Origin of the sequence: Pseudoalteromonas sp. Z9A5 (assembly GCF_011378875.1) — a bacterium.
Taxonomy (GTDB): Bacteria; Pseudomonadota; Gammaproteobacteria; order Enterobacterales; family Alteromonadaceae; genus Pseudoalteromonas.
The window spans coordinates 39,461-54,436 of record NZ_WTLC01000009.1 but is presented as its reverse complement, the minus strand read 5'-3'; the positions used below and the strand labels follow the sequence as shown (position 1 = coordinate 54,436).

Here is a 14,976-nt window from a genome sequence, read left to right as displayed (position 1 = left end):
AATTCGTTCTCTCTAGAGGCAGTTTAATTGCGGCGCGAGGTTGTAACCTAGTGGGCTCGGTAACTCCTCTTGCGTTACCCTACTGGCTTTCATCCATGTAAGAACAAGTGAAAACCGAGTAAGTAACAAAGAGTAAATTGCCCAAAGGGCAGCGCACGTCTTGCCCTTATGCTGCGTTACTACCTATTTATGGGGAGCAACCACACTACATAGGCTCTGCCTTGCTTAATAACCAAACATGCTACTGTAAATTTAACCTCAAAAGATAAACGGGCCTATTGTGTTAGTAAATCATTTAATTAAAGCACCTAATGAGAATGTTCAACTTTTAAGTAAACAAATGGATGTGCGCAGCGAATTGAAACGACAGCATCATGCTGCATTTCAATATAGGCTAAAGCGTTTCGCTGCAACTAAAGTAGGATTAACCAGTGCATTTTTAGCTGGTGTAGCAGTTCAAGCGGGTAAAAACGAAACGGGGCTAGTCAAAAAATATGGCTGGCTTGTTAGGCTACTCGCTTAAAAGTAAATATTTCTACCGTGATCAGATAAATAATTTATTTCAGGACCACTCGGCACTACCTGCGTTGGGTTGATCATTGTGTGGCTAAAGTAGTAATGACGTTTAATATGATAAAAATCAACCGTTTCCGCTATCCCTTTAACCTGATATAACTCTCTAAGGTATCCGCTTAGTGCAGGGTAACTTTCAATCGTGCGCAAATTACATTTAAAATGACCAACGTACACGCTATCAAACCGAATTAGAGTAGTGAATAGTCGCCAATCTGCCTCTGTGAGTTCATTTGCGGCTAAATAACGCTGCTTACTCAGTATGTTTTCTATTTTATCGAGTGCTTTAAATACATCGTTAAATGCCTCTTCATAAGCATTCTGGGTTGTTGCGAAGCCCGTACGATAAACTCCATTATTGATATTTGGATAAATCAGCGCGTTTAATTCATCAATTTTTGGTTTTAATACATCAGGATAATAATCATCTTTGTTACCTGTTAATTCATCAAACGCACTGTTAAACATGCGTATGATGTCAGCAGACTCATTGCTCACAATTTTATTGAGCTTTTTATCCCACAATACAGGAACTGTCACTCGCCCTGAATACTCAGCATTATTTTTTGTATAAACCTGATGTAAGTAATTACTGTTAAATAAAGTATCGCCAGTACTGTTATTTTGAGTGTCAAACGCCCAACCACTATCAAGCATGTCAGGGCTAACAACCGACACGGTAATCAACTCTTCTAGTCCTTTTAATGTTCTAAATATAAGCGTTCTGTGCGCCCAAGGACATGCCAGCGATACGTATAAGTGGTATCTGTTAGCTTGGGCTTTAAACCCAGCATCACCAGTAACACCGGTTCTGCCATCCGCCGTTATCCAATTGCGTAACTGCGCAGCTTCACGTTCAAATTTACCATTACTTGAATCTGTGTCGTACCACTTATCTTGCCATTTGCCGTTAACTAATAATCCCATAAAATTCTCCTAAAAATATTGTTAAATATTACCAAAATCACCATTTTTATAATCGCGTACTGCTTGCTGTATTTCAGCTTGAGTAGTCATTACAAATGGACCCATATGAGCAATAGGCTGATTTAGTGGGTCACCTGCTAAAACCAAAATACCGGCACCTTGTAAAGAACTAATATTAATATCGCTGCCAGGTTCTAAAATAAGTAACTTACCTGCTGGTATTGTTTGATTATCGGCTGTGATCAACGAGCCACTGTGAATATAGATCATTACTTTTTGCTGGCTCAGAGATGCTAAATACATGCTTTTTTCTGCAGGTAATGTGATATCTGCAAGTGCAGCGTTAGCAGCTAAACTTTGCAAACTACTTGTAAGTATCTCATTTTCTAACTGCCACGATCCTGCAAGTGCTTTGAACGTCACGCCTTGTGTGTTTGTAAAGCTCGGGGCTGGATTTTGTGTAGTGTCTTGATAACGTGGATCACGCATTTTATCCAAACTTGGCATATTGATCCAAATTTGAAATCCATGCAGACCATCTAAAGTGTCTGCAAGTGGCATTTCACTGTGCATTACCCCCCTACCTGTACTCATCCATTGTACATCGCCTGATCTAATCGCTTTCTTGTTACCCATTTGATCTCGATGTTCAAAGCCTCCTTTTAGAATATAAGTAAATGTTTCAATTCCTCGGTGAGGATGCTCAGGAAAGCCTCCTATGTAATCTTTTTTATTATCTGATTTAAGTTCATCAATCATTAAAAACGGATCTAAATACTTTCCATCAAACCCTGGTATTCGACTAATATTTACCCCATCGCCATCTTGAGTTGCATAGGCTGTAAGTACTTTTAATATTTTCATTTTTAACTCACTTTAAAGAATAAGTTGATGGAGTTATTAAATCATCCATTAAACAAAACAACTATGTCTTTAAATCGAGCTTAACATTCTAAAAAATAGACTATAATGCTTTATTGGTTATATTTTCAACCTTATAATTACTATGGTTATTTGGAGCTAATTTAGTTACAATTCTTATTGCAAAATACAAAACTAAGGAATAGTTATTTTTACTTATTCTCTCAAACATCAGCTTTATCGCTTGTTAATATTACTTAGCATTCCGGGCACCGCTTTGATTGTTTTTACATTGCTGTTTGAACGTGCTCATTCAATAGAGCAAAGTGAAGACAAGGTAACAAGTATTGCAAAGCACTTCATTTCTCAGCAAAAAAACTTAATTGATGATATTGATCGTTTAGCTAGTTATTTAGCTAAAGAGGAAAGTAATAAAAATAACTTAGCAACAACCTGCCCAAACTACTTTAATCAATTTAGAGCTATTTATCCGCACGTTGCAAATATTGGTATTGTTAATCAACATGGCGTTGTTATTTGCACAACAAATGGATTAGCTAAAGCGATAAATGTTGCAGATCGCCCATACTTTCAAAATGCTTTAAAGAGTAACCAGTTATCTGTAGGTTACTTTCAACACGATAGAAGCCTAGAAAAAAACACGCTTAACTTTGCCCTGCCCATCACTAATAAAAATAATATAACCCAAGGTGTTATTGTTATAGTGGTAGCACTTGATTGGTGGAACAATGCTTTTAATGATATTGAACTACCAGTAGGCTCTATTGCAGCAATTGCTGATGCAAACGGTAAAATTTTAGCCCGCTATCCGCCAGATTCTGCTGCAGTGGGAGAAAATATTACCCAAACTTTACTGGCAACCGATTTCTCTGTAGATAATACAACATCAACAATAATAAATTCTAATGGTGGTGAAACTCGTATATTTCATCACTCTGTAATTTATAGCGATCCGAGTAATAATAGTTTAAACATACATATTGCACTCCCTATAACTAATGCTTTAAATCAGATAAATAATAATTTTTTTATAGCACTCGGTATATTTATTTTGTCATTGTTGGCAATGACCCTAATTGCACGTAAATTACTTAAAACCAGTATTATTGACCCTATTAACAACCTAACGAATGCAACCGATGTGTTAGCTAAAGGCGCAATGCCCGAGCAGCAAGTTCAGCCTAATAGCCCAGAACTAAACACACTTTATCAACGTTTTAAATCAATGGCGCAAACTCGACTCACCGCAGAGGCTAACTTAAAAAATAAGCACGATGAACTAACGAGCTTACTTAATACGCTACCAGATAGTTACGTTAAGATTAATAGTCAGGGTGATATTCTTAATATTACGGGTCAATTCAAGCCTCAAGTAAATCCAAACAGTATTGAAGTTCCTCACTTAACATCAATACTCTCACAAGCTAATGTTCACCTTTTATTGGCGCAGTTGCCTAAACTAGATGTGTCGAATAATTTAGAGTTTACGCTCGAAAAATCAGATCCAAAGCGTAGTTTTGAAGCACGTATTAGTGCAATGCAAAACAATAATGAGTACGTGGTTGTACTTCGCGATATAACACAGCGAAAAGCAAATGAAGAGGCGCTCCATCTTGCCTCATTAGTTTATAACAACAGCAGTGAAGGTATGGCAATAACCGATGCTAATGGCATTATTTACGATGTTAACCCTGCTTTTTGCAAAGCTACTTTATATAATAGAGAAGAAGTTGTTGGTCAATCGTCTGCTATTCTTTCATCGGGAAAACACGATAAGAGTTTTTATAATAAAATGTGGTCTGAACTAAAACAGACTGGTCGCTGGCAAGGCGAAGTTATTAACCGTAAAAAAAGCGGTAAGCTGTATACAGAATTACTCACTATCGATACGATTTACGATCAAAACAACATAGCAATTCGTCGTATCGCTATATTTACAGATCTAACAGAAAAAAAACAAGCTAACGAAACTATTTGGCGACAGGCACATTTTGATCATTTAACCGATCTACCTAACCGATTAGAATTAAAAGAGCGATTAAACAAACAACTTTTAAATGTAGATAGCAGTAATAACCAACTCGTTATTATGCTTTTAGATATTGATCACTTTAAAGATATTAATGACACTTTAGGTCATCATTACGGTGACAACTTACTAAAGTTAGTATCGCAGCGCATTGTGCAGTCGGCAAAAAATGCTGAATTTGTAGCGCGTATTGGTGGCGATGAATTTGTTATTGTGTTTAACCACATTAAAAGTACACGCCATATAAATCAAATAGCCAGTAACATTTTACTTAGCTTATCTTCAGCTTTACATATTGAAAAAGAAGAGTTTTTTATTAGTGCAAGTATAGGTATTGCATGTGCGCCTAACGATGGTGAAAATACCGAGCAACTTTTAAAAGCCGCCGATCAGGCAATGTATAAAGCAAAAAGCAACGGGCGTAACGGTTTTGAATTTTTCTCTGCTGATATGCGCGAACATGCACAAGCCCGTATGTTGCTATTAAAAGATTTAAGAAGTGCAATTGAGCAAGAGCAGTTTGAGTTATTTTACCAACCCATTGTTGCTTTAAATAACCTACAAATTCACAAAGCAGAGGGATTGATTCGTTGGCAACACCCAAACAAAGTCTTAATCAGCCCTATTGCTTTTATTCCACTTGCTGAGGAAACCAGACAAATAAATGCAATTGGTCAATTTGTGTTTGCTCAAGCCTTACAAACATTAAATGACATAAAAAAACTCACAGATAATACTTTTCAAATAAGTGTAAACGTATCTCCCGTACAACTATCAACCCCCGATAGCGGTATAGATGACTGGTACGCAATGCTAAAAGCAGCAAAACTACCCGCCTCTTCAATTGTGGCTGAAATAACCGAAGGTTTAATGGTTAACCCTGAAGCGTTAACGCAAAGACGCCTAAAAGAAATAGTAAAATCAGGAATGCAACTTGCTCTTGATGACTTTGGTACAGGGTACTCATCGCTTGCTTACTTACAAGAAATGGATACCGACTACTTAAAAATAGACAAGCGCTTTGTTGATAATATTCAAGTTGGTAGTCAAGAACTCGCGCTTTGTGAAGCAATTATAGTAATGGCGCATCAACTAGGTTTAAAAGTAATTGCTGAAGGTATTGAAACCAAATTACAAATGCAATTATTACTCGATGCAGGATGCGACTATGGTCAAGGTTACTTATTTTCTAAGCCTCTAAATAAAAGTGACTTTATGACACTTTTAACTGATAAAAAAGTTATTCGTTCTAAATAATTAGACAAAAAAAACACTGTTACGCAATAAATAGTCCATCTATGCGGTCAAGTAATGCAATCAGATAGAAAGTAGTGACAGGATTTTGAAATGGCAAAAGCAACATTAGAGCAATGGCGAATGTTTAAAGCGGTTGTAGACCACGGTGGGTTTGCAGGTGCAAGCGCTGCAGTACATAAAAGCCAATCAACCGTGCATCATGCTGTGCAAAAGCTCGAAGGCGCCTTGCAAGTAAAGTTGCTTGAAGTAAAAGGTCGTAAAGCATTTTTAACCGATAATGGTAAGCTCATTTTACGCCGTGCAGAGTTTTTAATTGAAGAAGCAAGTAAAATAGAGTCAGTAGCAAGTACCTTAAGTGAAGGTATTGAAAGCACATTAAAAATTGCGGTTGATGAAGTATTTCCGCATTCTATTTTATACCAAGCACTTGCTAAAACGAGCGAGCTTTATCCGCTGCTAAAAATTGATTTAATCGAAAGTGTGCTAACCGGTGCAAACGAGTTACTAAACAATGCTGTAGTTGACTTAGCTATCTCATCTATCCCTGTTTATGGCATTAGTTGCACCAAACTTTGTGATATTGAGTTTGTTGCCGTAGCTCATAAAGATCATCCATTGCACCAACGAGTGGAGCAATTAAATTTTCATGATTTAAAACTTCACAGGCAAATAGTAGTTAGAGATTCAGCAACTTACACCAGCCACAATGAAGGATGGCTTGGTGCCGATATGCGCTGGACAGTTAGCCACTTACGTAACTCTATTGATATGGTAAGCCAAAACTTAGGTTATGCATGGCTCCCCTATACACAAATATCGCACCTAATAGAAGATCAAACATTAAAAACGCTAAATTTAGAGCAAGGCACAACTCGCACTCTTAATTTATATTTAATGTGTAACGATATAGATAGACTAGGTCCTGCTGCCCAAGAGTTTAAAGAGCAATTAATTGCTTTAACTAATTCGTAATTAATACGCTAATTTAAATTAGCGTATTTTTTTACCTAATACGCTTTAAATTAATTATTTTTAACATCGAGATGATCGGCAACGTAAGCGCCTCTATGACCTCTTTCTTTAGATGGACCAATTGTGCTATCTATTGCAGTTTGCTGCTCTGTAGCAGCATTAGTAGAAGCACCTAGAATAACAATATAAGCACTTATATAAAGCCACATAAGCATAATAACAACACCACCTAGCGATCCGTAGGTTTCGTTGTAACTTGAAAAACGCGACACGTAAAATGAAAAACCAATCGAAGCAACAATCCAAAGCACGGTTGCAATAGACGATCCCATCGTGATCCAGCGCCACTTAGCTGGTTTACGATGTGGTGCATATCTGTATAAAAGTACTAATGCAAAATTAAAAGTAAATGCCAGCAATGGCCATGAAATAAGCTTTATAAGTAAATCAACTTCTTCTTGTAAACCTACCAAGTTGAGAACAATCGGTAAAATACCAATAATCAATAACGCAAAAATAGACACAACAATAGCGCCTACCGAAAACAAAAATCGAACCAATTGCGCTTGAAAAAAAGATCGCTTTTCATATTCACGGTAACTAATGTTACACGCAGTAATTAATGCTTGGCTTCCCTTTGAGCTACTCCAAATAGTTAATACTAATGTACCCAAAGCACTCATACTTAAGCTTGCGTTTGAACTTTGGGCAAGGCTCGAAACTTGCGATAAAATAAGCTCTCGTGTGCTATCGGGTAATAACGTAACAAATTGACTTAAGTGCTCATTTATATCAATAGGAGATGCAAAATAGGCATAAACTGATACTAATGCAGCAATTGCCGGAAAAATAGCAAGTAGAGCATAAAATGCCACACCTGCAGCAACAAGCGATAAATTGTCTTCATCCATTTGTTTAAAAATACGTTTAGCAATATCCCACCAACCCACAGCAGGAATACTTATAGGTTGTGTAGCTTGCTGCCCTCGCTTAGCTTCTTTCATTCTAAACCTCAAAATTTGTATTATGTTATTACAGCAAAATATTTGCCAAGTTAAATAAAGCGTTTGGTATCAAACTTGCTAACATTTAACTATAAGTGACTCTAACACGGAAGATAAGCCATGCTCACTACTCTACAAAGCAGCCTAGCACTAAATAATACAGCACCAACAACTGAAATAATTAGAGTTGACACACTTTCGTGGAATTTCTTTTATGATCAAGGCGTGCAATTACTTCACGCAATAGCGCAAATTTTACCCACACTTTTACTTGGTATAATACTTTTAGTACTCAGTTACTTAATTGCAGGACCACTTTCTCGATTACTTATTAAACCCATTGATTACATGACCGACAGTAAACTTGTTCATCTCGTTATAAGGCGCAGCATAAGCACCTTAATTATTTTATTAGGAGTGTATTTATTTTTACGTTTAGCAGGGCTTACTCAATTTGCTGTTGCCATTATGAGTGGGACTGGGTTAATCGGTTTAATACTCGGCTTTGCTTTTAGAGACATAGCAGAGAACTTCATCGCCAGTTTATTATTGAGTGTACAAAGACCTTTTAAAATTGACGATGTCATTGAAGTAGATGGCCGATTAGGTATTGTTAAAAAAGTAACCGCAAGAGCAACCACGCTTGTTGATTACGATGGCAATCATATTCAAATTCCTAACGCGACTGTGTATAAAAATACCATTAAAAACCTAACTGCCAATCCAAAAATGCGCGGTAAAGTAGTAATTGGTATAGGCTACGATAACGACATACGCAGCGCACAAACTCTCGCCCTCGATATTGCGAATCAACAAAACGCGGTGCTTATCGACCCGCCGGCACAAGTACTAATAAAAAACTTAGGCTCCTCAACAATTAACTTTGTTTTGTATTTTTGGGTTAATAGTGAACAGCACAGCCCATTAAAGGTAGGCTCACAACTTATGCGAGAGCTTGTGAATGAGTTTACAAAACAAAATATTAGTATGCCTGATGACGCACGAGAAAGAATTATACTCACAGCCCCTAACGACAGTATTTCTAGTTCAGAGCAAAAACAGCCATCTCAGAGCAAAAACAAAAAGAGTGAAACAATTGATCAAACTAAAACGCTTGATGATGTAAGCAGCGACACCGATGAAATACGCGAACAAGCAGAGCAATCACGCGATCCAGAACAAGGAAAAAATATTATTTAAGGATGGCTTAGATTATATATAACTAAAATTTAGACACAAAAATTTAGACACAAAAAAGCCCGCAGCGTTAACTGCGGGCTTTTTATTGAATGAGTGAGTCAGCCGTATAAGCCGGGTTTTGTCCTTTCCGAAGAAAGTGATAATCATTCGTCTAGGCCATAAATCGCTCTATGGCTCAAGCAACCTACCCGGTTCCAACGTGGGCCACGCCATAAGGAACCCTATTTGGTCTTGCTCCGAGTGGAGTTTACCTTGCAACCGACTATTACTAGCGGCCCGGTGCGCTCTTACCGCACCCTTTCACCCTTACCAATCCGAAGATTGGCGGTCTCCTCTCTGCTGCACTTGTCGTGGGCTCACGCCCCCCAGCCGTTAGCTGGCACTCTGCCCTATGGAGCCCGGACTTTCCTCCCCCTGATCATTTTCGTCACAGGCAGCGATCATCTTGGCTGACTCGGCGCGCAGTATACATGAGGCAAATGCCAAGCGCAGTAAGATTTACTCTTTTTCTTCAATAATTGTTTTATACAGGGCGTTTTTCTTCATTCCAAAGTAATCTGCAACAATACCGCAGGCTTTTTTCATTGGCATTTCGCTTTCAAGTAGCGTCAGCATTTTGCGTGCTTCAGGCGGTACATCATCGACTAACTTTGGTTTACCAGGCAACATGAGTACTATTTCACCGCGTTGCTTAGTCGGATCATTAGTTAAAAACTGCTTTAACTCACTGACACTGCCATTAAAAAATGTTTCAAAGGTTTTAGTTAGCTCTTTAGCAAACACAACTTGTTGATCGTCACCGAGTGCATTAGCTAAATCGTCAAGGCTTGCCATAATGCGATGCGTACTTTCGTACATAATACTCGTCATACTTGAATTAACGGCTTCAATAAAAAAGTCTTGGCGAGCTTTACTTTTAGCGGGTGTAAAACCTAAAAATTGAAAACGGTCAGTTGGTAAGCCAGAGCAACATACTGCAGTAATTGCAGCGCACGCACCAGGTACAGGAGTTACATGGGCACCTTGTTCGCGGCACAGGTTTACAACTGCATAACCAGGGTCACTAATTAATGGTGTACCAGCATCTGAAACCAAAGCAATATTTAAACCCTGATTGAGCTGATCAATAATTTGTTGTGCTTTTTGCTTCTCATTGTGGTCATGTAATGCAAAGGTTTTAGCCTTAATACCAAAATGGCTAAGTAGCTTGCCGGTATGGCGAGTATCTTCAGCAGCTATTAAGTCAACTTGCGATAATGTCGCGATTGCTCGCTGACTTAAGTCGTCATAATTGCCAATTGGGGTGGCTACAATGTAAAGAGTGCCAATTTTCTGTGAATTCTCCTCATTTAACATTGAGGTCTCCTGCGTCAGTCAGTAATATAAGCAAATCGCGTTAACGTATTGGGAAATCATTGTGCGACTTAAACTAGTTAGTCTATTAATTATATTGTCAGGGTTATCGGCTTGTAGCACAACCGAAAAACCAACTAAAAACAGCGATAACTTCAGTAACAGCGCTAATGCACTAAAAAATCAGGCAACCAGTGCAGAATCTATTTACTTATTAGCTCAAAATCGCCAAGGTGCCGATAAAATACAGTTATTGTATAGCGCACGTGATGCAGCTATAACAGAGCAAAACTGGTCATTATTAGAGCAGATAGGTAGTGAACTTGAGCTAACGGCAAGTGTTGATCAAATTCAAAACCGCCTTTATATTGCATTTGCACAAAAACAACAAAACAAAAATGACCAAGCATTAGTTATTTTGCAATCTTTAGATGGTCAACTTACTCAACCTGAACATTTTGCTTGGCACCAGTTTTTAACAGCAAGCATTTATGCATCACAAAATTTTCCGAAGAAAGCTGCGCCTTATTTTTTTAGAGCCTCTGAAACAGCAACTAAAAACAATATGGAAATACCACAACTTAATCAAAGTTTGTGGGACAACTTAAAGCAATTATCATCTTATGCACTTGAACGCTTTAATCGCGGAACGGTTATTCAGCAAGGTTGGGTAAACCTTGCTTTATATCAACAAGTTTATGCAAACAGTGGGGTTGAATTAGATCAAGCCATTAATAATTGGCGTCGCCGTTATGTAGGTCATCCGGCGCGTAGTATTTTGCCTAAACAAGATGAAGCACTGACTGAATTGGCCCCTATAAATATTGAACGTTTAGTTGTAATGTTTCCTCAGTCGGGCCCTAATGAGCGCTTAGGTGATGCACTTAAAGCAGGCGTGTTAGCCGCTCTTGATAAACAAAATATCAATGAAACTATTTTTATTGATGAAAACCTAAGTACAGAAGAAATTGCAGCGCAGCTTGAACAAATAAAACCTGACTTTGTTGTAGGTCCTTTATTAAAAGTTAATATAGATAAACTCGCTAATGCTAAAACATTAATAGATACTCCTGCCCTACATTTAAATACCTTTGATGGCGACCGGGTTTCTTTGCAGCATTACTTTTTTGCGCTTAATCCTGAGCACGAAGTAGAACAAGCTTTAGAGCATTTTTTAGCAATGGGTTATCAAAAACCAATGCTATTAGCACCTAATAATGCTAACGGGCAACGTCTTGTAGACTATTTTAATTTACAATGGCAACGTTACAGTCAGACTAAACCACAGATTGGTTTTTACGATGATAAAAAAGATATGCCCAATACAATTACTAGCCTATTAGAAGTTGATAAATCAAAAGAGCGTATAAAAACTGTAAAAGCATTATTTAGACAAGAAGTAGAAAATGAAACACGCTCTCGTGGTGATATAGATGTTATTTATATTTTAGGTGATGCAATTGAAACACGTTTAATTAAGCCTTTTCTTGATGTTAATGTAAGTACGTTTTCAGACCGCATTCCACTTTATGCAAGTTCAAAAAGTCATAGTAAGCAGATAGACCGCACAGACAAAGGCGATTTAGATGGCCTATACTTTACAGAACTACCATGGATGCTTAACTCACAAATAAAACAGCAAGATTTGCGAGAGCAATACAATTCACTATGGTCAGATCAAGCTGATATAAGTCAACGCTTGTTTGCTATGGCCTATGACGCGGTATCAGTGCTACACGATATTAGGCAGTTAAGTGTTATGCCTAGCAGCCAATTTAGTGGCTTGAGTGGCAAATTATCTGTTAACAGTAGTGGGCACATTGAACGCACACTCGACTGGGCACAATATTCAAACCGCCGTATTAAACCTGTGCAGTTAAAAACACAGCGTCCGGTGCCTTTGTTTATGCAAACAGCGAGTGAAATACAAACTATAAATTAAACAAGGGGGCGACATGTCGTGGTTTAAAGAGCTGTGGCAAAATAGTCGTGAAAAAGGTCAGTATTATGAGCTTCAAGCGCAAAAGTATTTAATTACTCAAGGGCTAACGCCTATTGAAAGAAATTATTACTGCCCCTTTGGAGAGCTTGATGTCATTATGAAAGATGGCAACACTCTTGTATTTATTGAAGTTAAATTTCGTAAAAATAATGCTCGTGGTGGCGCTAATTACGCTTTAGGTCCACAAAAGCAAGCTCGGCTGAAACGCAGTATATATCATTATTTAGCGGCTAAAAACTTAACCAATCAAGCGCTAAGAATTGATTATGTAGCCATCACAGGAGACTCATCTCCTAATATTAATTGGCTTAAAAACGTATTTTAGGCGTAAATAACCTGAACTTTAGTTAAAGACTAAGTATAAATTATTGGTATTCCATGCAAGATACAATTAAAGAAATTTTTACAGAAAGCATTCAAGTACAAATAGCCGCCGGCGAAGTTTTACCTAGCGCACTTGAATCAGCCGCATTTACTATTGCGCAAAGTATGATCAACGGAAACAAACTAATTTGTTGTGGTACTGCAAATTGCCATATGCTGGCGCAACATATGGCGGGTGTATTAGTTAATCATTATGAAACTGAACGCCCTTGCCTACCTGCTATTGCTTTATCTCAAGAAAATATAAACTTGGGACAAACAAACCAAAGCGATGACCATGAAACTTTTGCTCGTCAAGTAAGGGCTTTTGCCCAACAAGGTGACTTACTTTTAGTTTTGGCAATTAATGGTAATGAAAAGCATATTATTTCTGCCGTTGAAGCCGCACTAACTAAAGATATGAAGGTCATAGTTATGGTTGGTGATGATGGCGGCGAATTAGTAGGTTTACTTGGTCCTAACGACGTAGAAATTAGAACACCTTCAAAGCGCCCTAGTCGTATTATCGAATCGCATTTAGTTAACTTACATTGTTTAAGCGAACTGGTTGATTTAACGCTTTTCCCTCAGGATGAAAATTATGTTTAAACGCTCTCTTATTGTTTTAGGCACGGTTGTATTATTACAAGGTTGTGCAGCAGCAGTTGTTGCAGGTACGGCAAGTGCAGTAACGGCTGCAAACGATCGTCGTACCATTGGCTCACAAATTGACGATAACAACATTGAAATAAAAGCCAGCATTGCTCTTAGTGAAGTAGAACGTATCGAAAAATTCACCCATATAAACGCTGTAAGCGTTAATGGCATTGTTTTACTTGTTGGTCAGGTTCCAAACCAAGAAATGAAAGACGAAGCTCAGCGAACGATTGAAGACGTTTCGGGTATTCGTAAAATACACAATCAGATTCGTATTGGTTCAAATATTGGTATTACTACACAAACTCACGACTCTTGGCTGACTTCTAAAGTTAAAGGGCAGCTACTTACCGCTAAAGATATCAGCAGTAATAACATTAAAGTGGTTACCGAAAACGCGGAAGTATTTTTAATGGGTCTAGTATCAGAACAAGAATCAAACCAAGCCGTAAATATTGCTCGCAATGTATCTGGCGTAGAACGTGTAATTAAAGTTTTTGAATATATGTAACCTCACCAACTCAGGTGATAATTTATAGTTAAGACGATTAATTTTCTAATTTAATGACTATAAACTTTAATGAGTTATTACAGACATAAAAAAACCGCTAATTAGCGGTTTTTTTTGGCACTTACATATTATTTAATAACACGTAAATGGGAGCCTTTTTTCTTTTCAGGCTTTTCTGGTGGTGTTTCATCAGTAAATTCACTTGATGAATCAACACTTTCAAGCTCTGGAGCAAAGTTGTCTTCGTCCTCTAAAAACTCATCTGCTGTAAAGACTGTACCTTCGCCATTTTCACGCGCGTATATTGCTAGTACTGCACCTAAAGGCACATAAACTTGCATTGGCTGACCACCAAAGCGCGCACTAAAGCTAAGTTGGGTAAGGTCTAACGAAAACTGAGTTACTGCTGAAGGACTTATGTTTAAAACAATTTGTCCATCTTGAACAAATTGCGTTGGCACTTGTACATTCGCAAATCCAGCGTCTACCACTAAATGTGGTGTGCATTCGTTATCCACTATCCAATCAAAGAAAGCTCGTAATAAATAAGGACGATTAGGCGTCATTATAAACGAATCTCACGCTCAGCTTCAGTTAAAGAAGCTTGGAATGACTCACGTTCAAATAAACGGATCATGTATTCTTTAAGCTCTTTAGAACCAGCACCATTAAGCTCAATACCAAATTCTGGTAAACGCCATAGTAATGGAGCTAAGTAACAATCTACTAAGCTAAACTCTTCACTCATAAAGTAAGGTGCTTCGCTAAAGATAGGTGCTACAGCTAGTAAAGCCTCTGTTAACTCTTTACGAGCTTGAGCTGCATCTGATGTGTTATTGATGATTTTTTCAGCAAGGCTGTACCAATCAGTATCAATACGGTGCATCATTAAACGGCTACGACCACGCATTACCGGGTAAACAGGCATTAGTGGAGGATGAGGAAAACGTTCATCAAGGTATTCCATGATGATGTTTGCCTGATATAAACCAAGCTCACGGTCAATCAGTGTTGGCACTGTACCGTAAGGGTTAATTTCGTGAAGTGCTTCTGGCAAGTTATCTTTTTCAGCCAAATGAATATCTACACTTACACCTTTTTCCGCAAGTACAATACGTACTTGGTGGCTATACATACAGTTAGCACCAGAAAAAAGGGTCATTACAGGGCGCTTATTGGCAGCTACGGCCATGCCTATACCTCCATTAAATAACTAAAACAGCAAAAGGGGCTTAAGCCCCTATTG

General features: G+C 38.0%; 14 protein-coding genes and 1 other RNA gene. 8 read left to right on the top strand and 7 right to left on the bottom strand.

Annotated features, from left to right (window positions below; genetic code table 11):
• Positions 1–280 precede the first annotated feature (280 nt).
• A complete protein-coding gene (locus tag GQR56_RS06715) occupies positions 281–523 on the top strand; it encodes a hypothetical protein (protein WP_024612657.1) in 243 nt (80 codons plus the stop codon).
• Here GQR56_RS06715 and GQR56_RS06710 read toward each other — a convergent pair.
• Together GQR56_RS06710 and GQR56_RS06705 are read right to left on the bottom strand one after the other, a co-directional pair.
• Complete coding sequence (locus tag GQR56_RS06710; RefSeq protein ID WP_166109669.1) at positions 520–1,500, bottom strand: glutathione S-transferase family protein; 981 nt, start codon at positions 1,498–1,500, stop codon at positions 520–522. The genes GQR56_RS06715 and GQR56_RS06710 overlap by 4 nt on opposite strands.
• A 21-nt stretch (positions 1,501–1,521) precedes the next feature.
• Positions 1,522–2,364 carry a pirin family protein gene (locus GQR56_RS06705; RefSeq protein WP_166109666.1) on the bottom strand — a complete coding sequence of 281 codons (843 nt, stop codon included), beginning with the start codon at positions 2,362–2,364 and terminating at the stop codon, positions 1,522–1,524.
• A 199-nt stretch (positions 2,365–2,563) separates the two neighbouring features.
• Between GQR56_RS06705 and GQR56_RS06700 the strand changes: the two genes are divergently transcribed.
• The gene (locus tag GQR56_RS06700; protein WP_166109757.1) at positions 2,564–5,668 is read left to right on the top strand and encodes an EAL domain-containing protein; all 3,105 of its coding nucleotides are present in this window, start codon (positions 2,564–2,566) and stop codon (positions 5,666–5,668) included.
• 90 nt (positions 5,669–5,758) lie between these two features.
• On the top strand, positions 5,759–6,640 hold the full coding sequence (locus GQR56_RS06695; RefSeq protein ID WP_166109664.1) for a LysR family transcriptional regulator: 882 nt from the start codon (positions 5,759–5,761) through the stop codon (positions 6,638–6,640).
• A gap of 50 nt (positions 6,641–6,690) precedes the next feature.
• On the opposite strand, the gene GQR56_RS06690 is transcribed toward GQR56_RS06695, so the two are convergent.
• Entirely contained in the window at positions 6,691–7,644 is a 954-nt protein-coding gene (locus tag GQR56_RS06690; RefSeq protein ID WP_024612653.1) for a YihY/virulence factor BrkB family protein, read from the bottom strand.
• A gap of 120 nt (positions 7,645–7,764) precedes the next feature.
• Here GQR56_RS06690 and GQR56_RS06685 point away from each other — a divergent pair, with 120 nt between their 5' ends.
• A complete protein-coding gene (locus GQR56_RS06685; RefSeq protein ID WP_166109661.1) occupies positions 7,765–8,844 on the top strand; it encodes a mechanosensitive ion channel family protein in 1,080 nt (359 codons plus the stop codon).
• Between the two features lie 91 nt (positions 8,845–8,935).
• Here the strand turns inward: GQR56_RS06685 and rnpB are convergent.
• Both rnpB and rsmI read right to left on the bottom strand, forming a co-directional pair.
• Positions 8,936–9,300, bottom strand: an RNA gene (gene rnpB, locus GQR56_RS06680) — RNase P RNA component class A.
• 42 nt (positions 9,301–9,342) lie between these two features.
• Entirely contained in the window at positions 9,343–10,200 is an 858-nt protein-coding gene (gene rsmI / locus GQR56_RS06675; protein WP_024609473.1) for a 16S rRNA (cytidine(1402)-2'-O)-methyltransferase, read from the bottom strand.
• A 61-nt stretch (positions 10,201–10,261) separates the two neighbouring features.
• Here rsmI and GQR56_RS06670 point away from each other — a divergent pair, with 61 nt between their 5' ends.
• The 4 genes from GQR56_RS06670 to dolP are packed head-to-tail and all read left to right on the top strand — an operon-like array spanning position 10,262 to position 13,730.
• The gene (locus tag GQR56_RS06670) at positions 10,262–12,139 is read left to right on the top strand and encodes a penicillin-binding protein activator (RefSeq protein WP_166109656.1); all 1,878 of its coding nucleotides are present in this window, start codon (positions 10,262–10,264) and stop codon (positions 12,137–12,139) included.
• 13 nt (positions 12,140–12,152) lie between these two features.
• Positions 12,153–12,524 (top strand): YraN family protein, encoded by a 372-nt coding sequence (locus tag GQR56_RS06665; protein ID WP_166109653.1) that lies wholly within the window; start codon positions 12,153–12,155, stop codon positions 12,522–12,524.
• Positions 12,525–12,577: 53 nt separating this feature from the next.
• Positions 12,578–13,171: an SIS domain-containing protein gene (locus GQR56_RS06660; protein WP_024609470.1), complete on the top strand. Its 594-nt coding sequence runs from the start codon at positions 12,578–12,580 to the stop codon at positions 13,169–13,171.
• A complete protein-coding gene (dolP, locus tag GQR56_RS06655; protein ID WP_024609469.1) occupies positions 13,164–13,730 on the top strand; it encodes a division/outer membrane stress-associated lipid-binding lipoprotein in 567 nt (188 codons plus the stop codon). Before GQR56_RS06660 ends, dolP begins: the two co-directional genes overlap by 8 nt.
• A 128-nt stretch (positions 13,731–13,858) precedes the next feature.
• On the opposite strand, the gene GQR56_RS06650 is transcribed toward dolP, so the two are convergent.
• Positions 13,859–14,296, bottom strand: a complete 438-nt coding sequence (locus GQR56_RS06650) for a ClpXP protease specificity-enhancing factor (RefSeq protein ID WP_024609468.1) — start codon at positions 14,294–14,296, stop codon at positions 13,859–13,861.
• Positions 14,296–14,922, bottom strand: a complete 627-nt coding sequence (gene sspA / locus GQR56_RS06645; protein ID WP_008172749.1) for a stringent starvation protein SspA — start codon at positions 14,920–14,922, stop codon at positions 14,296–14,298. Before sspA ends, GQR56_RS06650 begins: the two co-directional genes overlap by 1 nt.
• Positions 14,923–14,976: the final 54 nt, after the last annotated feature.

Bases quoted from the DNA above. Each gene is read 5' to 3' on its own strand.
- GQR56_RS06710 (WP_166109669.1), bottom strand. From the start codon at position 1,500: ATGGGATTATTAGTTAACGGCAAATGGCAAGATAAGTGGTACGACACA.
- rsmI (WP_024609473.1), bottom strand. From the start codon at position 10,200: ATGTTAAATGAGGAGAATTCACAGAAAATTGGCACTCTTTACATTGTA.
- sspA (WP_008172749.1), bottom strand. From the start codon at position 14,922: ATGGCCGTAGCTGCCAATAAGCGCCCTGTAATGACCCTTTTTTCTGGT.
- GQR56_RS06650 (WP_024609468.1), bottom strand. From the start codon at position 14,296: ATGACGCCTAATCGTCCTTATTTATTACGAGCTTTCTTTGATTGGATA.
- GQR56_RS06690 (WP_024612653.1), bottom strand. From the start codon at position 7,644: ATGAAAGAAGCTAAGCGAGGGCAGCAAGCTACACAACCTATAAGTATT.
- GQR56_RS06695 (WP_166109664.1), top strand. From the start codon at position 5,759: ATGGCAAAAGCAACATTAGAGCAATGGCGAATGTTTAAAGCGGTTGTA.
- GQR56_RS06685 (WP_166109661.1), top strand. From the start codon at position 7,765: ATGCTCACTACTCTACAAAGCAGCCTAGCACTAAATAATACAGCACCA.
- dolP (WP_024609469.1), top strand. From the start codon at position 13,164: ATGTTTAAACGCTCTCTTATTGTTTTAGGCACGGTTGTATTATTACAA.
- GQR56_RS06705 (WP_166109666.1), bottom strand. From the start codon at position 2,364: ATGAAAATATTAAAAGTACTTACAGCCTATGCAACTCAAGATGGCGAT.
- GQR56_RS06660 (WP_024609470.1), top strand. From the start codon at position 12,578: ATGCAAGATACAATTAAAGAAATTTTTACAGAAAGCATTCAAGTACAA.
- GQR56_RS06665 (WP_166109653.1), top strand. From the start codon at position 12,153: ATGTCGTGGTTTAAAGAGCTGTGGCAAAATAGTCGTGAAAAAGGTCAG.